19 protein-coding genes and 1 pseudogene are annotated in these 16,779 nt (G+C 71.1%); 9 read left to right on the top strand and 11 right to left on the bottom strand.

What is annotated here, in order from left to right:
• Window positions 1-7: 7 nt before the first annotated feature.
• Both IG05_RS0117040 and IG05_RS46955 read right to left on the bottom strand, forming a co-directional pair.
• Window positions 8-907, bottom strand: coding sequence for an SDR family NAD(P)-dependent oxidoreductase (locus tag IG05_RS0117040; protein ID WP_051789962.1), 900 nt, complete (start codon window positions 905-907; stop codon window positions 8-10).
• 104 nt (window positions 908-1,011) lie between these two features.
• Window positions 1,012-1,791, bottom strand: a complete 780-nt coding sequence (locus IG05_RS46955) for an MFS transporter (protein WP_107051368.1) — start codon at window positions 1,789-1,791, stop codon at window positions 1,012-1,014.
• 253 nt (window positions 1,792-2,044) lie between these two features.
• Here IG05_RS46955 and IG05_RS0117050 point away from each other — a divergent pair, with 253 nt between their 5' ends.
• The 3 genes from IG05_RS0117050 to IG05_RS0117060 all read left to right on the top strand — a co-directional run bounded on the left by IG05_RS0117050 (window position 2,045) and on the right by IG05_RS0117060 (window position 3,604).
• On the top strand, window positions 2,045-2,935 hold the full coding sequence (locus IG05_RS0117050) for a LysR family transcriptional regulator (protein WP_030343424.1): 891 nt from the start codon (window positions 2,045-2,047) through the stop codon (window positions 2,933-2,935).
• A gap of 82 nt (window positions 2,936-3,017) precedes the next feature.
• Entirely contained in the window at window positions 3,018-3,299 is a 282-nt protein-coding gene (locus tag IG05_RS49335) for a DUF6207 family protein (protein ID WP_267883316.1), read from the top strand.
• Window positions 3,300-3,391: 92 nt separating this feature from the next.
• Window positions 3,392-3,604: a cold-shock protein gene (locus tag IG05_RS0117060; RefSeq protein ID WP_030343427.1), complete on the top strand. Its 213-nt coding sequence runs from the start codon at window positions 3,392-3,394 to the stop codon at window positions 3,602-3,604.
• A gap of 335 nt (window positions 3,605-3,939) precedes the next feature.
• Here IG05_RS0117060 and IG05_RS48415 read toward each other — a convergent pair whose 3' ends face one another.
• Window positions 3,940-4,107 (bottom strand): hypothetical protein, encoded by a 168-nt coding sequence (locus IG05_RS48415; RefSeq protein ID WP_199808327.1) that lies wholly within the window; start codon window positions 4,105-4,107, stop codon window positions 3,940-3,942.
• A gap of 122 nt (window positions 4,108-4,229) precedes the next feature.
• The gene (locus IG05_RS49340) at window positions 4,230-4,523 is read right to left on the bottom strand and encodes a hypothetical protein (RefSeq protein WP_030343429.1); all 294 of its coding nucleotides are present in this window, start codon (window positions 4,521-4,523) and stop codon (window positions 4,230-4,232) included.
• A gap of 148 nt (window positions 4,524-4,671) precedes the next feature.
• Between IG05_RS49340 and IG05_RS45340 the strand changes: the two genes are divergently transcribed.
• Entirely contained in the window at window positions 4,672-5,178 is a 507-nt protein-coding gene (locus IG05_RS45340) for a YrdB family protein (RefSeq protein WP_078894261.1), read from the top strand.
• Between the two features lie 90 nt (window positions 5,179-5,268).
• A complete protein-coding gene (locus IG05_RS48420; RefSeq protein WP_037813925.1) occupies window positions 5,269-5,862 on the top strand; it encodes a hypothetical protein in 594 nt (197 codons plus the stop codon).
• 940 nt (window positions 5,863-6,802) lie between these two features.
• Here the strand turns inward: IG05_RS48420 and IG05_RS0117080 are convergent.
• From IG05_RS0117080 to IG05_RS0117090, 3 genes are all read right to left on the bottom strand, one after another.
• Window positions 6,803-6,973: a DUF5670 family protein gene (locus tag IG05_RS0117080; protein WP_011113206.1), complete on the bottom strand. Its 171-nt coding sequence runs from the start codon at window positions 6,971-6,973 to the stop codon at window positions 6,803-6,805.
• A 69-nt stretch (window positions 6,974-7,042) separates the two neighbouring features.
• Window positions 7,043-7,204, bottom strand: coding sequence for a hypothetical protein (locus IG05_RS47850; RefSeq protein WP_158838933.1), 162 nt, complete (start codon window positions 7,202-7,204; stop codon window positions 7,043-7,045).
• Window positions 7,201-9,426, bottom strand: coding sequence for a helix-turn-helix domain-containing protein (locus tag IG05_RS0117090; RefSeq protein WP_051789966.1), 2,226 nt, complete (start codon window positions 9,424-9,426; stop codon window positions 7,201-7,203). The genes IG05_RS47850 and IG05_RS0117090 overlap by 4 nt, the downstream gene beginning before the upstream one ends.
• A 268-nt stretch (window positions 9,427-9,694) precedes the next feature.
• On the opposite strand from IG05_RS0117090, the gene IG05_RS0117095 reads away from it, so the two are divergent.
• Window positions 9,695-10,240 carry a hypothetical protein gene (locus IG05_RS0117095; RefSeq protein WP_030343435.1) on the top strand — a complete coding sequence of 182 codons (546 nt, stop codon included), beginning with the start codon at window positions 9,695-9,697 and terminating at the stop codon, window positions 10,238-10,240.
• A 313-nt stretch (window positions 10,241-10,553) separates the two neighbouring features.
• Window positions 10,554-11,420, top strand: coding sequence for a PD40 domain-containing protein (locus IG05_RS0117100; protein WP_158838935.1), 867 nt, complete (start codon window positions 10,554-10,556; stop codon window positions 11,418-11,420).
• A gap of 395 nt (window positions 11,421-11,815) precedes the next feature.
• On the opposite strand, the gene IG05_RS0117105 is transcribed toward IG05_RS0117100, so the two are convergent.
• Complete coding sequence (locus IG05_RS0117105; protein ID WP_030343438.1) at window positions 11,816-12,514, bottom strand: isochorismatase family cysteine hydrolase; 699 nt, start codon at window positions 12,512-12,514, stop codon at window positions 11,816-11,818.
• A gap of 146 nt (window positions 12,515-12,660) precedes the next feature.
• Window positions 12,661-12,879: pseudogene (locus tag IG05_RS0117110) on the bottom strand (XRE family transcriptional regulator); the annotation flags it as partial.
• A gap of 443 nt (window positions 12,880-13,322) precedes the next feature.
• Here IG05_RS0117110 and IG05_RS0117115 point away from each other — a divergent pair.
• Window positions 13,323-13,892, top strand: coding sequence for a hypothetical protein (locus IG05_RS0117115; protein ID WP_030343442.1), 570 nt, complete (start codon window positions 13,323-13,325; stop codon window positions 13,890-13,892).
• A 62-nt stretch (window positions 13,893-13,954) separates the two neighbouring features.
• Here IG05_RS0117115 and IG05_RS48425 read toward each other — a convergent pair whose 3' ends face one another.
• Window positions 13,955-14,152 (bottom strand): hypothetical protein, encoded by a 198-nt coding sequence (locus tag IG05_RS48425; RefSeq protein ID WP_199808328.1) that lies wholly within the window; start codon window positions 14,150-14,152, stop codon window positions 13,955-13,957.
• Window positions 14,153-14,430: 278 nt separating this feature from the next.
• Complete coding sequence (locus IG05_RS0117125) at window positions 14,431-15,357, bottom strand: NADP-dependent oxidoreductase (RefSeq protein ID WP_030343445.1); 927 nt, start codon at window positions 15,355-15,357, stop codon at window positions 14,431-14,433.
• 133 nt (window positions 15,358-15,490) lie between these two features.
• On the opposite strand from IG05_RS0117125, the gene IG05_RS0117130 reads away from it, so the two are divergent.
• On the top strand, window positions 15,491-16,552 hold the full coding sequence (locus IG05_RS0117130; protein WP_030343448.1) for a GlxA family transcriptional regulator: 1,062 nt from the start codon (window positions 15,491-15,493) through the stop codon (window positions 16,550-16,552).
• The last annotated feature ends 227 nt before the right edge of the window (window positions 16,553-16,779 follow it).

Here is a 16,779-nt window from a genome sequence, read left to right on the forward strand (position 1 = left end):
AGGTCGGTCACTGGTTCCCCCGGCGAAGCTCGGCCGCGGCGTCTTCGACCGCGGTGGCGGGACCGGGGATCGCGTGTTCGGCGGCGCGGCTGACCTGCTCCCACGCCTCCCAGGTGGCCATGCGGGTGCGGGCGATGTCGAACGCGAGGTCGTAGACCATGCTGCCGAGGAGGAGGCGCAGTGGCGGCTCGTCGCTGTCGACCAGGGTGAGCAGCGCGGCCGCGGCGAGTTTCGGGTCGCTGTCGACCGAGCCTTCGGCGAACTGCTCGGCCAGCTTCTCCCGCAGCGGCGCGTACGCCTCCAGGGGGCTGGTGCTGTGCATGGCGGTGTAAAGGTCCGTCCAGTAGCCGCCGGGCTGGAGGATGCTCACCTTGGTTCCGAATGCGGCGGCTTCCGCGGCGAGGGCCTCGCTGAGGCCTTCCAAGGCGAACTTGCTGGCGCTGTAGAGGCCGGTGCTGGGGAAGCCGCCCAGGGCGGCGATGCTGGACACCTGCACGAGGTGGCCGGAGCCCTGTGAGCGCAGGACGGGCATGACGGCCTGGCAGACCCACAGGGCGCCATAGAAGTTGACGTCCAGTTGGGCGCGGGCCTCGGCCTCGGTGAACTCCTCGACCATGCCCATCGACAGCATGCCCGCATTGTTGACGACGACGTCGAGCCGGCCGAAGCGGCCGACCGCCTCGGCGACGGCGGCGAACACCGCTTCGCGGTCGGTCACGTCCACCCCGAGGGGCAGCACCCGCCCGGGGTGGGCGGCCGCCAACTCCTCCAGCGGGGCCACGGTGCGGGCGGCGCAGGCGACCCGGTCGCCGGCGCCCAGCGCGGCCTCGGCGAAGGCGCGGCCGAGGCCCCGGCTGGCGCCGGTGATGAACCAGACGCGGCCGGTGGTATCGGCTGAGGTGTGCATGTGCGGTACTCCTGTCCGTGAAATGAGTGCCCGGGCTCGATCCGCCGGGGTGATGGGTCCGGATGTTGCGATGGGTGCGTGCGTGGGCGTGCCCGGGTCGCCGGTCAGCTCCGGCGCGCGCTCCGGACGGCCATGGAGCGGACGGCGACCGGCACGCCACCGAAGGCCGGCACCCAGCCCGTCAGCAGCAGGGACCCGCTGACCGGAGTGCGGCCGGCGAGGGGGTAGACCGCGAGAATCGCGGTCAGCAGGGCGCCGACGGTGAGGCTGGTGGCGCGGACGTTCCGCGCCGGGGCCACCCTGGCGAGGAAGTTGCCGAGGATGCCGGCGACACCGAAGCCGAGCACGAGGGGGCCGATCGCGCCTTCGTCGATCCCGGATGTGGACTGGAGGATCGGGCCGACGAAGGTGAAGGCGGCGAAGCGGCCGCCGACGAGGAGGAGCGTGGTGAGGACGCCGGCGCGTACCACGTGAAGGCGGAACTGCTGCGGCGGCGTTCGCAGTCGGGCCACCTGCTGGGCGGGCACGGGCGGCAGCAGGAAGAGCAGGGCCGCCGGCATGAGGAGGCCCAACCCACCTGCGGCCGGGAACGCGATACGCCAGTCCGCGAGCCCGCCGATCAGCGTCCCGGCGGGTACGCCGCAGGCGTTGGCGGCCGTCGCGCCGCCGAAGACGACCGGAACGGCCCGGAGAATCGTTCCGGCACCAGTCGTACGGCGAGGCCCGCGGCGAGCGCCCCCGTGTAGTCCATTCTGCTGGGCGTGTAGTCCGTGCTGCTGGGCATGTAGTCCGTGCTGCTGAGCGTGCTCGAGCTGGGGGACGAGCCCGACAACGGCGCCCGCGTCCTCCTGCGGAACGGTGACGCCGGCGACGAGCCGCATCATGAGAGGTCTCCTTCCTGGGTGCGTGGGCGTGCTGATGCCCTGGGCAACGGCTTGTCTCCCGTCCGGCACGTTCCGGCGGCCGCAGGTGGTCCGCTGGGCGGTGCGGTGTCACCGGTACGGGCGCCGCACCGCTCACAGATCGTCGAGCAGCGGTTCCGGCCTGCTGTCGATCTTTCAGCGTCCCGCCGCGCCCATCAACATCGAAGATCAGTAGGATCCGATAACTCAGGCTTATGACGGGGGTCGGCAGCACGTGGAAGTACGCGAGATCGAAATCTTTCTGACGCTGGCCGAGGAACTGCACTTCGGCAGGGCCGCCGCCCGGCTGCACCTCACGCAGGCGCGCGTCAGCCAGGTGATCGGACGTCAGGAACGACAAGTCGGTGGCCTGTTATTCGACCGCTCGAACCGCCGCCAGATCCGCCTGACCCCGCTCGGCCGGCAGCTGTGTGCCGACCTGCGGCCGGTCTACACGAGCCTGCGCGAGAGCCTCGAACGTGCGCGGATGGCCACCCGCGGCAAGACCGCACGTCTGCGCGTCGGCATGATGCCGTTCAACGTGCCCGACCTCTACCGCTACTGGGAGACCTTCCGCTCCCGTCATCCCCAGTGGGAACTGCAGCTGCGCCGGGCGCCCTACGTCGACCCGTTCGCCAGACTGCGCGAGGGCGACATGGACGTCTTCCTCACCTGGCTGCCGGTGGACGAACCCGATCTCACCGTCGGCCCGGTCCTCTTCCGCGACCCCCGCGTCCTGGCCGTCGCCGCCGACCACGAACTCGCCGAACGACTCGTCGTCCCGTTCGAGGCGCTGGCAGACTTCGCCCATGCCATGGCGCCCGACATGCCCGACTACTGGGAGGACGGCTACCTGCCGTTCCACACGGCGCGGGGGAAGCCGATCGAACGCATCGAGCAGGTGACCAACGCCGACGAGCTGATCCACCTGGTCGGCACCGGCGAGATAGTCCACCCCTTCCCGTCCCACGTCACCCGCTACTGGTCCATGTCCTCCGTCCGCTTCATCCCCATTCCCGAGATGGGGACGATTCCCTACGCCCTGGTGTGGCGCAGGGACGCCGAGAACGACCTCATCCGGGCCCTCGCCCAGACCGTCCGCGACATCGGAGTCCTGCACTTCTGACGATCCCGCGCGCATCCGTCGCCACCCGTGCCCGGTATCCAGGACCTGGGTCGGCGGTGGGCGAAGCGGTGCGGGAGATCGAGTGCCGAATCGGGCGGATGGAGACGACCATGCCCTCGGTGGAGGCCGCCTTCCTCTTTTCCTCGGCCCGGACCTGCGGCTGCCAGTGGTCGTCGTGGACATCGCGGCGGTCGACGACGACACCGCTTTCGCCTTTGCCCCGGTGCCGGCCTCCATGTGGGTGACCCCCGCGGTGGAGTGCATGAGCCGGGCTCCCGCTCAGCCCGGGGTCCGGCTGCGCTGCGACCTCGGCATGCGCCGACAGCCCTTACCCGGCTCGCAGGCGCCTGGACGGCTGCGTTGACGCGCCCCAGGGGGCCTAGTCATTGCGCACACTAGGGAGCGGAGAGTGATGTGATTGGTACGGTTCGTCATTCTGCAAGGATCGGTGGAAGCGTGAGCAATCGACAGGACGGCACGGTGAAGTGGTTCAACGACGAGTTGGGGTATGGCTTTATCACCCCCGCCGGCGGCGGGGATGACCTGTATGTCCATTTCAAAGCCATCGAGTCGGATGGCTTCAAGACACTCAAGGAGGGGCAGGCGGTCTCCTTCGTCGCGGCGCCAGGAGAGAAGGGCATGCAGGCCTCTCAGGTCCGCCCCGAATAGCTTCGCCGACTTTGTAGCCGCCTCCGGGAGGGATCCACTCTCGCTCCCGGACGCGATGAGCAGCTTCATCGGGTCCCGGCCCGCCAACGAGGCCGACGTTCGCTTCCACGGGATTCAACGCCCGTGCGTCTCCAGGCCGCGCGCCCGCTTCACTCCGGCCGGAGGCAGGCGGGTCCGGTCCGCTGCGCTCCTCCGCCTGACGGCCCTCCCGGTGGCGCCTCCTCTACCGTTGGGCTCGCTGACGCGGGCCAGGCCGGCGACGAAAGTATTGGGGCTCGGGCAGGCCTGGTGGCGGGCTGTCACCAGGCCTGCCTCACCAGGCCTGCCTCATGAGGTCAGCGTCTGCGGGCCCAGCCGGAGCCGATCCCTGCCACGTGCAGCGCCAGGGCAGTCAGCCCCAGCAGCATCACGTTCGTCGAAGAGAACACATCGTTGGTGCTGAGGTCTGCTGCGTTGATCAAAAAGGACACGAAGAACAGCACCGCTGCGACTATGCCGAGCATGACGAGCTCCTCTCAAAGGGGGTGAAGCCCGTATGCCCGGCCACCGCCACCGTAGACGTAGGAACGGTCCGATGCCGGTGCCGCTCGGCGCGAGCTGGTCGGCTCACCCGGGGCGCGGAGCCTCAGGCGTGAGCGTGGCGAGGACTTGCTGTCTTGTTCGAGGCTGCGTGATGTGCGGGCCGATCCGTCTCGGCGACTTCCAGACGCCGCAGGGACAAGGCGGCGGTGGCGAGGAGCCCGGTGAAGACGGCCAGGAGGAGGACGGACACCCACATCTGCCGACTCCCCGGCGCCTGCCAGCTGGTCCAGGTGGCGCACGCCGCCCAAAGCAGGACGCCCCCGGCGTAGAAAGAGCGGACCCTGTGCAGCTGCCGCACGGCCCGTAGGAACATGATGCGTTCGGTCTTCGGTGCCATGCGCAGCCGTATACCCCAGGGCACGCTGTTCACCGGCCCGGGTGCTCTACTCCTGCCGTACCGCTCATCTCGCGCAATTCACGTCCTCGGCCGGCGTGCCGCACGCCTTGCAGAACCGGTTACCTCGCTGCCAGCGGACTTCTGTGCCATGACTCTCCCCAGCAGGTTGGGCTGTGTTTGGGCGGTGGTGAGCGCCGAGTATCCACGGGAGGTGAAGGAGACCGAGGCGCTCGCGGCCGGCCTCACAGCGGCCGTACCCCCACCCGTGTGGCTCGCCTGGCTGTGCAACGAGCTGCCGGTTGTCGCCGGAGCGCTGTGGTGGCTGTACGCCGCACCCCGGGCGAAGCTCCGCCCGGCGCTGCCCGGCGTCTTGCTCGTGAAAGGGGTGGTGCTGGGAGGGGGCGCGATGGCGCTGTACGGGGTCGGCCATCCGGTCGGGGCCGCAGGCCGACATCCTTCCGCATCTGCGTGCTGCGACTTCGGTGTGACTGCTCGATGGGACAGGCAGTCTCGGGGGCAGGGGCGGGCAGCGAGTCGGAGTCACGAGGAGCAGAACCCTCGCCGGCCATCGGTCACCTGCGCCTGGCGCTGCACTTTCGGGCGGCATTGGGCTCGGACCACGCCGAAGAGGCGCGCAGGACGCTGCTCGCCATGACACCGGCCACCTCGGTTCGGCCCGGGCCGGCCCGAATTGATAAGTACGGGCACTCATCACGCGCTGGTGGCCGTGGTGAAAGATCGAGGCATGACGACATCAAGGAAGACGAAAGCCGGGCTCGGGTTGCTGTCGTGGGCGGCGGTGGCGTTGCTGGCCGCGGGATGCGGGACGCAGCGGGCGGAGAACCCTGCCGAGGCGTACCGGCGTACGCATCCGACACCGACCGGCATATCGACACCGAGTACTCCGAAGGACTACCGCTGCCCCGGAGAAAGCCCCCGGTCGACGCCTCCCACGGCCGCCACCACGTCCGGCTCGACCGTGCCGCCGACCGACCACTACGCCGAGAACCACGGTTTCAGAAACCCCCTGCCGCTCCACGGCAAGAGCCGATGCGAGGGACTCGCAGCCGTCGGGCGCATCAAGACCGCGCTCGAACCACTGCGCCGGCGCGGCGACTTCGCCCCGGACAGGGTCCGGGGCGCACTCACCGGCCTCGGCTACTCGACTGACAAGGTGCGGGCGTATCAGGACGGTTCCGCCGGAGTGGGTTTCCTCATCGACATCGGCGCCTCTCCGTGGTGTGTGGAGGGCACGATGGGCAGGAACTTCACGAAGGCGGACGCCTTCGGCGGTTATCCCGACGGCACCGGATGCGAGCCCCCGAGCGGCGGCCACTGATCGCAAGCCGTCGGCCGTGGCCGGCCACGGCCGACGGCATCTCCCGGCCGGCCACCCGGCCGTTCTCCGCTCACGGAAGCGGACTGGTGGACGTCGGGCGCGCGTGTGGGAGCTCGCGGGAACCAGCCTGGTCTGGTGAGAGGCCCCGCGCCGCCCAGAAGGTCATTCCCGAAGGACCAGGGCGCGGTTCGGGGTTGTCCCGCTCGGCTGCACGCGGCCCCATGCCGCATTCACGATGCCCTCCCCCATGGAGGGCTGTGACGCGCCAGATCTACTTGGAACTGTCGGTCATGTCCTTCAGGGAGGGGGCCCACTAGCTGTTTGCGACCATCATCCCGACCTCGTCAGCTACGGTCAGGCTCTGCGCGGGTGACGGAGCACGGGAAGAGCCGAACCCGACATTCCTACCCGCGTGCAGCGTCGCGGGTTCGGTCGGCGCTGCCCCGCCCGGGTCCCGGGAGCTGCAGGCTGTATGCGGCGGGCAGGCCAGGCAGGGCGTGCGATGCCTCGCGCGGAGGAGCGGAAGCCGGTCCGCCGTTCCGGCGGTTCTGACACCAAGGCGATCACCACCCCTGGCACCCACTGCTCGGCCGGTACGACCCGCTGACCGGTACGACCCGCTGACGGGCCGGGAGCGCCCGGGGCGGCGCTGGAGAGCGTGTGGGAGGCCCGGTGTGCTGGTGGCGGAAGGGAGACGCGGTCGGCCCGTCGTGCAAGAACCGTGCGCAACGGCCCCGCGGACAGGAGGAGCAGGGTTCCACTGCCGGGTCCGCGAGGCCGGTGCATGACTCACATACCCGGCGATGCGCCCGATACGCCCGATCCTTCCCAACCGCATGGGCGGCGCGTCTTCTTACACGAGTGGGGCCCGGCCGCATCCGGCCGAGCCCCACTCACCTCTCGCGCGAGACGCGTTCTCCGCGCCAGGCGTATTCGTCGTCTACCAGCGGTACCAGCGGCCCTTGCGGCCGCCGCTGTCCGCCGTACGGACGACGAAGCCCAGCAGCCACACTACGAGCACGATCACCGCGATCCACCACAGTGCCTTCAGCGCGAATCCCGCACCGAAGAGGATCAGGGCCAGCAGAAGAACCAGAAGCAGGGGAACCATTGTTATCAACCTCCTGGCCACCAGGTGCCCTTGCATCGCACTGACACTCATATGAAATGCGAGTTACTTTTACAAAGTACGGGGCATATGCGCGCCGCGCGCCACAGCACGAGCACCGCCGAGGCCGACGAAGTCGTACGTGGCGGGACGGTGGAGCGCGCCGATGGTGGTGGCGGCGGCGTTGGACTCGGTCGCGTTGGTCAGCGACTGGTAGAAGCCGTTCCGGTTCACGTCCGGGTGGTGAGTCGCGCGACTGCCGCGTCGTACCGCGCCTGGAGTCCCGCGTCGGCTGATACGCGCAGCAGAGCGCCGAGCGCCCGTACCGCGCCGTCGTCGTAACCGGAGGACTCCGCTTCCCGGGCCGCCAGGTCGAGTTGCCTGATGCCCTCGGCCTCGTCCCCGAGTCCCAGCAGCGCCTCTCCTCTCACCATGAGCAGCAGTGTCCGAGGGATGTCGGTCGTGCCCGGTCGGTCGTCGTGGAAGGCCAAGGCGCGGGTCGCGGTGTCGAGGGCCTGGCTCCATTTCCCAGCGTCGGCCCAGTGGCGGGCGAGGTGCTGCATGGCCAGTCTCTCGATGGTCCGGTCGCCGGCCTGGCGCGCCAGCTCCACCGCCCGCTCGCATCCCAGCGCGGCCTCGTCCAGGCTGCCGAGCGCCGCCTGTGCCATGGCCAGAACGATCAGGGCGTTCGATTGGGCCACCGCGTCATCTGCTCGGGAGGCGAGTGCGGAGGCGGCCTCCAAGTGTGTGAGCGCCTCCGGGATGCGCCCTTCCTCGATCAGGACCCAGCCGAGCACGTTGAGCACCCGTGACTCACCGTGCTGGTCGGCGTCGGCCCGTGCCGCTTCGAGCGCGGTCTGCAGGAGCGGGACCCAGCCGTCCCGCACGCGCCACACGATCAGCGGCCACAGCGTCAGGACGATCCGCCAGGCCCTGCCGTGCAGTGCGGCGGTGTGCGCCGCGGTCACCGCCAGTGTGAGGTCGTCCCTCTCGGCCGCGTACCAGGCCACGGCGGCGGACCGGTCACCGAACTCCCGCACGGCGGCGGGCGGCAGGTAGTCCGCCGGCAGCGGGAAGCACTCCTCGTTGCCGGGCTCGGCCGCGGCCACCGCCGCGAGGCCCGTGGCGATGTAGTGGTCGAGCAGGCGCTTGAGTGCATCGGGCCCGGCGTCCAGGCTCCGTGCGTAGAGCCGCACAAGATCGTGCATCGCCCATCGGCCGGGCGCCGTCTCCGTGACGAGGTGAGCGACGGCCAGCCGCTCCACACAGGTCTCGGCGGCTGCCGGGTCCGTGTCCGCCAGGGCCGCCGCGGCATACCGGTCGACGTGCGTGCCGGGGTGGCAGCCGAGGTGAGCGAACAGGCGGGAGACGTGTTCCGGGAGCTGTTGCAGCGTCACACGCAGCGCCGCGCGCACGCCGGTGTCCTCGACATCCAGCAGGCTCAGCCGACGCGTCTCGTCGGACAGCTCGGCGGCCATCGCGCCCAGCGACCAGTCGGGCCGTTGCGCCAGCCGGGCGGCCGCCACCCGCAGCGCCAAGGGCAGCCCGCCGCACAGCTCGGCCAGCCGTCGCGCGGCCGCCGGCTCTGCCCGTACCCGTTCGGCGCCGAGTACCCCGGCGAGGAGCATCGTGCCGTCACTTGGCCCGAGCACGTCCACGGCGACGGGCCGGGCGGTGTCGGTGACGATCAGCCCCGGCAGCCGGTGTCTGCTGGTGACGACGGTGACGCAGCGGCGCCCGCCCGGCAGAAGCGGTCTGACCTGCTCGGAGTCCCGCGCGTTGTCGAGCACGACGAGGAGCTGGCGGTCGGCGGCCAGCGACCGGAACAGCGCGGCCGCGCCGTTCACCGACTCCGGTATCCGGCCGTCCGCCACACCGAGCGCCGGCAGGAATTCGCGCAGCACCTCCATGAGAGGGGGCTCACCGGTGTCGCCGAAGCCGCGCAGGTCGGCGTAGAGCCGCCCGTCGGGGAAGCCGGCACGGTTCTGGTGGGCCCAGTGCAGCACGAGGGCCGTCTTGCCCACCCCGGCGGGCCCGACGACCAGGCAGACGGGTGCCTCGCCCGCGGCGGCCCGGGACACGGCGGCGAGTTCCGCCGCTCGCCCATGGAAGCCGCGCGGCGCGCGCGGCAGCAGGTCGGGCGCACCCGTGGGCGCCACGGTATCCGGTACGGCGACAGGCGGCAGCACCTCCGTCGTGGGGGCCCTGCGGGGTCGTCCCAGGCTCGCCAGGCGCTCCAGTTCCCTCGCATCCTGCGGGCTCAGGCGCAGAGCCGTGACCAGGGCATGCACGGTCCGGCGCTGCGGCCCCCGCGAGCGTCCGCGCTCCATGTCCGACAGGGCCCGCACACTGATGCCCGCCGTCTGCGCCAGCTCTTCCTGGCTCAGCCCGGCGCCCGTCCGCAGCGCGAGCAGACGCGCGCCGAAGCCGCCGGGGATCCGGGTACCGGTATCCATTGAAGACGTCCCCATCCTGTCCGACGTGGTCCTGCTCGAACGCCGAACCCCACCCGCAAAAGTATGTGGCACACAGTTTTTCAGGTGAAACGGCCTGTTCGTCCTTCGGCCCATCGGGCCCTGGATCCCCCACCCCGCCGAGGCGGGCGGACCGGGCCGTTCGGTCCGGTCCTGGTCTCGCCCCGGGCGAGTCGCGGGCGTCGGGGGGCGACGCTGCTCTGCTCCTCGCGTTCTCTATGATCTTCGACCTCATCGAGGAGGGGCTCGTATGACGTTCGGAGAACATGTGGCACGGGTCGCCGACGAGGTCGTCGGAGAGTTCCCGGCGGACAGCGGGATCTACGCGGTGACGTTCCGCATCGACAGCGTCGACCAGGATCCGCGGCTTCCGTACGTGGCGATCGGCTACACGACCGAGGCCGACGCCACGGCGGCGGCGCAGCGGACGCCGGATGCCTGGGAGGCACGCTGGAGTTATGCGTTCTTCCCGGAGACGGGACTCGAAGGGGTGAGGTCCGTCGGACGTGACCCTGACGGCGCGCGGTCGCACCGGCGGGAGGCCGAGTCCCGGGGGTTCTGGTACGAGGACGACGAGGAGGCGGGCGATCGCGACGAACGGCTGGTCGAGTGGTTCTACGAGGTGTGCGTCGCGGCGGCCGGGCGCCTCCACGACAGCGGCCGGATCGTGGCGGTGCTGGGGCGGCCCGTGCCGGTGATCCTCTACGACATGTTCGATCCGGACGCGATGTTCGAGCTGACGTCGAACGCCAATCCGGCGGACCTGGTCGCCGGCTTCATGGCGGAGGCGCCGTGACATCCGGTCACCGCGGGTCCGCACCCCTCGCGTGTGACAGCGGCGTACGGAACATGTCACAGAGTCCGTACCGTCGGCCACCGTGGCTTCCCCGGAGCTCCGCCGGGTGGGATGTTTACCCGCCGGAGCGGCCCGCAGCGGGCCGCGGATCAGCCATCGGGGGGACACCTTGACGCACCTGCACCACGGAACCGGCAGCGGCGGTACCACCGGAGGGGCACGAAACACCGGGGCGGCACGGGGAACCGTCAGTACGGGGGGAGCCGGCACGACGCGGCGCCGCCGGGCGGCGGTGACCGCCACCGCGCTCGCCATGGCGGTGCCCTTGACGCTCACCGCGGCAGGAGACGCCGGAGCGGCGGCGGATCACCCCATCGTCTTCGCCCGCTACACCGCGGGAGCTCCTGTCGAGGATCTCTACGCCATCTCGGCCGGCGGCGGCACGCCGGTCGGACTCACCCACACCTCCACCGTCAGCGACGTGATGCCCAGCTGGTCCCCGGACGGCAAGCGGGTGGCCTTCGTACGGTATGGATCCGGCGGTGCCATCGACGGCGTCTGGACCATGAAGACCACGGGCGGCGACCTGAAGGCCGTCCCCGGCACCAAGGGCGCATCCGACCCGGCGTGGTCCCCGGACGGCAAGCGGATCGCCTATGCCAAGCCGGTCGGCACCCAGCGCGAGATCTACGTGGCCGACATCGACGGCACTCCGGCCACCCGGCTCACCCACACCGCGGCGGACGACCTCCATCCGACGTGGTCCCCGGACGGCAAGTACCTCGCGTTCAACCGGGCGGACGCCGGCGGACACAGCAGGGTGATGCGGATTCGGCTGTCCACACTGGCCCAGACGGCGGTCACCGGTTCAGGCTCCCACGACTGGACGCCGGACTGGTCGCACGGCAACCGCATCGTCTTCAGCCGGGTCGACTCCTCGGGCTTCGCGCATCTCTACCTCGTCCGTCCCGACGGCACCGGAGTGCACCGCATCACCTCGGCCCGCTTCAACGACAAGTACCCCTCGTGGTCCCCGGACGGCAGCCGTCTGGTCTTCACCCGAGGCGGGAGCGACGACGCGGACCCCGAACACCTGTACCTGGTCCGCGCGGACGGCACCGGAACGACCAAGCTCACCAAGACCGACTCCCACGACATGGAGGCGGACTGGCGCCCCTGACGTACTCCTCGGTCATTCCGTGCGAGGCGCCTGCGAGTCCGGCGCAGCGCCCGGCCGGGTCCCGGTGGCTCAGGCATCGTCCACTCGGGGCCCTGGCTTCGGCAGCTTCCGTGAGGGCTTGGGAACGGCCGTACACGTCGGCGGCCTGAGCGCAGGTTTGCCCGGCTGCGGCGAGGTTCCCGGTGTCGTGGTGAGCGCGTGCGAGATGGTGCCAGGCACAGAGCCAGGCCGATGGCCGCGTAGGCGTACCGGGCGCCTTCGGCCTCCTGGGCGAGGCTCACCCGGGCATGACTCCCTGCGTCCGGACAGGCCAGCGCCCCCGCACTCGTGCCGCTACAGCCACGGGGTCGGCTGACGTCCGTGCATCGCCATTTGGCCACCGTCCGGCGTCGCCGTCACCGGGCTGGCTGGGCCGGCCCCGTCCGCTTTCTGATCAAATCCAAGACCTCGTCTGTGGTCCGGACGTCGCCGAATGACCGGTAGATCGTGTACAGCGCGGCGTTGTGGTCCTGGTCCCGCCGAGCCGCGTTCGCGTCGGCCACCATCAGCACGCGCAGGCCCGTGGTGGCCGCGTCCCTAGCCGAGGACTCGCAGCAAACGTTCGTGAGTGCGCCCGTGATGATGACGGTATCGATGCCGCGCTTCGCCAGTAGTCCCGGCAGCACCGAGTGTCCGGGGAAGAAGGCACTGTACGCGGTCTTTTCCATTACGGAGTCATCTGGCCGAACGTCGAGGGCGTGCCACAGGCGCGAGCGCAGTGGCCCGTCACCGCCTGCCGACGCGAACGCCTCGCTGACCGTGGGACCGTAGAACTCGCTGCTCACCCTTCCGAGCGGTGCCTCGTTGGCCGGCAGTACCCATGCCACCAGGCCGCCGGCTGTGCGCAGCGCCTCGGCGATACGGCAGATGTTCGGCACGATGCCGCGGACGTACGGATTCGCCTCGGCGAAGAACGGCACCATGTCGATCACGACCAGTGCGGTGCGCACCGGGTCGAGACTTTCGTAGGCGTGCCTCCTGCCGCGCCTGTCCTCCTGCCGCGCGTACTCTCGGGGTTCGATCCGCCACTCATGCATCTTGAAGCTGCCCTGCATACGCCCCCTCGGTCTGCTTGCCGGCGGCTGCTGAGAAACTGCCCGCGGATCCCGGTAACCACGCCGGCTGCGTCGGCCGGCCGCATGCCGTACTCAGAGGGGTCAACTGAAGCGCCCAGTGGTCAAGTACGTGCTCAGTCACACGAAGCTTCGAAGTGGCGGGCAACATAGCGGGGCGGCAGCGTCACCGTGGGACGGCGGCGGCGGTCCTCGTCGGTAGAGACGATCGGCGCCGTGTAGCCGATCCGGGCGCGGGTGTCCATGACGATGCCGCCGGTCGCCGCTGCGTGCTGCCGGGCCCCGGCCCGGACCTGCAGTGCCATCGTTTCCACCTCGTGCTCCAGGCGCGCGGCGAGGTCGGAGCGGAACTGGCCGTGCGCGGCGAGGTGTGCCGGTGCGGCGCCGTCGAGTGCTTCACTTCCGGCGCCGCCGCCCGTTACGACCCGTGGCGCGGCAGTGGACAGCACTGCGCCCCGGGAGATGCCTCGAAAGGCCGGAGACGGGCTGCGAGCGCGGCGGCTGTCCTCCGACCGATCAGGCCGTCCTTGACACCCGGCGCTCTGCTTCCCGGTCACGGCTCGACGTCGGGACGAGGCGCAAGCAGCAGAGGTCCGCAGCAGCGTCCGGTTCAAGTGCGCCCCGGCCCCGGCTCCTGCCCTGGCTCCTGCCCCGGCTCCCGCTCCTGCGCCGTGAGCGGGCCCTCGACTGGGCGATCAGCGATCGCGGGCAGCCCATGGCCGGGCGAGGGTGAACCAAGACCTGCCCTTTCATCGGCTCGCCGATTTCCCGCACGGCAAGGAGCACAGCCATGTCCGGACGTAATACCGTCATCCGCAGCCTGCACGATCTGGGGCTGGCCGCGTGGTTCGGTGGCTCCCTGATGGGCGCGGTCGGCCTCAACGGGGCCGCCGGACAGGAGGGCGGCACAGAGACCGCCAAGGCGCGCATCGCATCAGCCGGCTGGACCAAGTGGATGCCCGTCAGCGCGGCCGCGGTCGCTGCGCATCTGTACGGAGGCGGAGGCCTGCTCGCCGTCAACGCCCACCGGGTCTGCAAGCAGAAGGGCGTGGCCGGCTCCGCTACCGCGAAGACGGTCGTCACCGCGGCGGCGCTGGCCGCCACCGCCTATGCCCGCATCCTGGGTAAGAAGATTGAACTCGCCTACTCCTCCGACCCACAGGACACCGAGAAGGCGGCCAAGCACCCCATCGACACCGCCAAGGCCCAGCGCCAGCTCGCCTGCGTGCAGTGGGCGGTGCCGGCCCTGACCGGATGCCTGGTGGTCCTCAACGCCCTGCACGGCGAACAGCAACGGCCACGGGAGCAACTGCACGGAATGTGGGAGCACGCCCGCGCCGCCGCCCCGTTCCTCCCCTGACAGGCAGCCGGCCGGCGACGCCCCTCGCGCCTCCCGCTGCGCTGCCCGACGCCGCTTCTCCTCTACTTCGGCCCGTGCGGCCCGCCGTTCGGCCCGTGCGGCCTGCCTGCGGAAGAGGGCGTCGCCGTCGGGTTGTCGAGCGCGGCCGTCAGTGTCCGCTCCAGCTGCTCCAGGGCGGTGACCACGACGGGCACGGTCCGGCGGTGGTGGTAGAAGTCGGCCTCGACGTCGCCCGCGATGTCTCCGGCCGGTGGCGCCACCCCGCACGCCTGCACCGGGCCCGCCCCGAGCCCGCCCCGGCCTCTCCCCCGTCCCCGGCCGCGCCGCCCGTCCCCCTCCCTTTTCCTACAAAGAGGGCCGGCAGCCGCAGTGCTCACAGGGCCTGATGTCGCCCTGATCGGTCGGCGCGTATCTCAAGGAGCTCCTGGCTGCGCGGTGTCCGCTTCCGGAGCCTGGGCGTCCGCAGCGGAGCCCCGGGACCGCAGGTGTCTCAGGGCTCCCGCTCGCCGCGCTCGGCCGGTGCCGGCCGCCGCGGAGGTCAGGCCACGGACAGGACGATCTTCCCGGTGGTGCGTCCCTGCTCACCGATCTCGTGTGCCTTCGCGGCCTCGGCCAGCGGCAGGACGGTCTCGACCACCGGCTTCAGTGCGCCACGTTCCGCCAGGGCGGCGATCTCGCGCAGACCCAGGTGGTCGGGCTCGACCAGCATCCACACCGCCCGTACGTGATCGGGGACGGCAGCCGGGACGTCGTCGGGGCCGGGCAGGGTGACCAGCCGGCCGCCTGCCCGCAGCACCGTCAAGGACCGCTCGGCAGTCTGGCCGCCGAGCCCGTCCAGCACCACATCGACGTCCCCGACGACGTCCTCGAAGCGGACCGTGCGGTAGTCGATCACCTCGTCCGCGCCCAGTTCCCGCAGCAGGCCGTGCTTACCGGCGCTGGCGGTGCCGATGACGTGGGCGCCGCGAGCCTTGGCGATCTGCACCGCGAGGTGGCCCACCCCGCCGGCCGCCGCGTGCACCAGCACCCGTTCCCCGGCGCGCACGCCGGCGGTGTCCACCAGGGCCTGCCAGGCGGTCAGCCCGGCCAGCGGCAGGGCCGCCGACTGGACGTGCGTGAGGTTCGCCGGCTTGGGCGCCAGATGGCGGGCCGGGGCGACGACGTACTCGGCGTACGCGCCGGCCTGCCGCGGGAACAGCGGCATGCCGTAGACCTCGTCCCCGGGACGGAACATCCCCACGCCCGGTCCGACGGCCTCGACGGTGCCGGACACGTCCCAGCCGACCGCCGGCACGTCGCCCCACTCGATGAGGGCCCCGCTGGCCCGGGTCTTGAAGTCCACCGGGTTCACTCCGGCCGCGTGGACCCGGACCAGGACCTCGTTCAGTCCGGGCTCGGGACGGGCCACCTCACGCTCGACAAGCGTCTCGGGTCCGCCCCACTGCTCCACGACCACCGCGCGCATGCTGTCCGCCTCACTCTTTCCGTCTTGATCGGATGTGCCGCCCGGGTTCTTCCCGGTGCGACGCAGTCCACGATCCGGTATCGGCACCCTCCCTTGTGTTGGCCGTCCGGCCACTATGTGACAGGATCTGGCCATGAGCAGTACGAGGTGGCCAGGCACCGACACCCAGCCCCACCGGATCGACGATGCACCGGAACTGCATCGCATCGCGGTACCGCATCGCATCGCGGTCCTGGCCCTGCCCGGCGTCCCGCCCTTCGAGCTCGGCATCCCTTCCCGGGTCTTCGGCAGCGCCCTGGACCAGGGCGGACGCCCGCTGTACGAGGTCACCGTCTGTACCGCCGACGGCGCCCCCGTCCTCAGCGACGCCGGGTTCACCGTGCAGCCCGCAGCCGGTCCCGAGGCCCTGGCCGCCGCCGACACCGTGATCGTGCCGCCCACGCACGCCATGCCCGAGCTGGGCCGCGGCGGTCCGCTGCCGTCCGGGGTGACCGCGGCCATCGCCCGGATTCGGCCCGGCACCCGCCTGGTGTCCATCTGCACCGGCTCCTACGTGCTGGCCGCGGCCGGACTCCTGGACGGCCGGCCCGCCACCACCCACTGGAACCTCGCCCCCGAGTTCCGCCGCGCCTACCCCCGCGTCAAGGTCGACGAGGAGGTCCTCTTCGTCGATGACGGCGACGTCCTGACCTCCGCGGGCGTCGCCGCCGGCGTCGACCTGTGCCTGCACATGATCCGACGGGACCATGGTGCCGCCGCCGCCAACCGCGCCGCCCGCATGTGCGTCGTACCGCCCTGGCGGGACGGCGGGCAGGCCCAGTACATCGACCGCCCGGTCCCCGAACCCACCGTCGCCACCACCACCGCCACCCGCGCCTGGGCCTTGGAACACCTTGGCGAACCCCTCTCCCTCAACCGCCTTGCCGAGCACGCCCGGATGAGCCTGCGCTCCTTCACCCGCCGCTTCCGCGACGAGGTCGGCATGACCCCGGTGCAGTGGCTCACCGCGCAACGCCTCGAACTGGCCAAACAGTTGCTGGAAACCACCGACCTGTCGATCGACCTGGTCGCCCACCGCTCCGGCTTCGGCTCCGCGAACTCCCTGCGCGCCCACATGAGAGCGGCCTTCGGTGTCTCACCCGCCGCCTACCGCCGCACCTTCAGCCCCCACGACCTCGTGGCAGCCGAGGCCTGACGGGCAGGCAGACGGACCGCCCCCAGGCGCGTCCCGGGCCGGCAGGGCGTGCCGTCCGCCCGCTCGTCAGCTTGCCCTTCACTCCCGGAACCACGACGCGGGCCCCGTCGGCAAGGTCCTGCGCCGCCCCCGACAGCTCATCCATGTCCGCCTCGGTGGGTGCACTCGGTGACGCGTGAGGGCCGGCGGCATCACCCGTGCCTGTGCCTCGCTCGGCCTCCGCTCCG

This window comes from Streptomyces sp. NRRL S-1022, assembly GCF_000720135.1.
Taxonomy (GTDB): domain Bacteria; phylum Actinomycetota; class Actinomycetes; order Streptomycetales; family Streptomycetaceae; genus Streptomyces.

Coding starts and splice junctions, on each gene's coding strand:
- IG05_RS0117040 (WP_051789962.1), bottom strand. CDS start 907: ATGCACACCTCAGCCGATACCACCGGCCGCGTCTGGTTCATCACCGGC.
- IG05_RS46955 (WP_107051368.1), bottom strand. CDS start 1,791: ATGATGCGGCTCGTCGCCGGCGTCACCGTTCCGCAGGAGGACGCGGGC.
- IG05_RS48415 (WP_199808327.1), bottom strand. CDS start 4,107: ATGCTCGGCATAGTCGCAGCGGTGCTGTTCTTCGTGTCCTTTTTGATC.
- IG05_RS49340 (WP_030343429.1), bottom strand. CDS start 4,523: ATGGCACCGAAGACCGAACGCATCATGTTCCTACGGGCCGTGCGGCAG.
- IG05_RS45340 (WP_078894261.1), top strand. CDS start 4,672: ATGACTCTCCCCAGCAGGTTGGGCTGTGTTTGGGCGGTGGTGAGCGCC.
- IG05_RS48420 (WP_037813925.1), top strand. CDS start 5,269: ATGACGACATCAAGGAAGACGAAAGCCGGGCTCGGGTTGCTGTCGTGG.
- IG05_RS0117080 (WP_011113206.1), bottom strand. CDS start 6,973: ATGGTTCCCCTGCTTCTGGTTCTTCTGCTGGCCCTGATCCTCTTCGGT.
- IG05_RS0117090 (WP_051789966.1), bottom strand. CDS start 9,426: ATGGATACCGGTACCCGGATCCCCGGCGGCTTCGGCGCGCGTCTGCTC.
- IG05_RS0117095 (WP_030343435.1), top strand. CDS start 9,695: ATGACGTTCGGAGAACATGTGGCACGGGTCGCCGACGAGGTCGTCGGA.
- IG05_RS0117100 (WP_158838935.1), top strand. CDS start 10,554: ATGGCGGTGCCCTTGACGCTCACCGCGGCAGGAGACGCCGGAGCGGCG.
- IG05_RS0117105 (WP_030343438.1), bottom strand. CDS start 12,514: ATGCAGGGCAGCTTCAAGATGCATGAGTGGCGGATCGAACCCCGAGAG.
- IG05_RS0117115 (WP_030343442.1), top strand. CDS start 13,323: ATGTCCGGACGTAATACCGTCATCCGCAGCCTGCACGATCTGGGGCTG.
- IG05_RS0117125 (WP_030343445.1), bottom strand. CDS start 15,357: ATGCGCGCGGTGGTCGTGGAGCAGTGGGGCGGACCCGAGACGCTTGTC.
- IG05_RS0117130 (WP_030343448.1), top strand. CDS start 15,491: ATGAGCAGTACGAGGTGGCCAGGCACCGACACCCAGCCCCACCGGATC.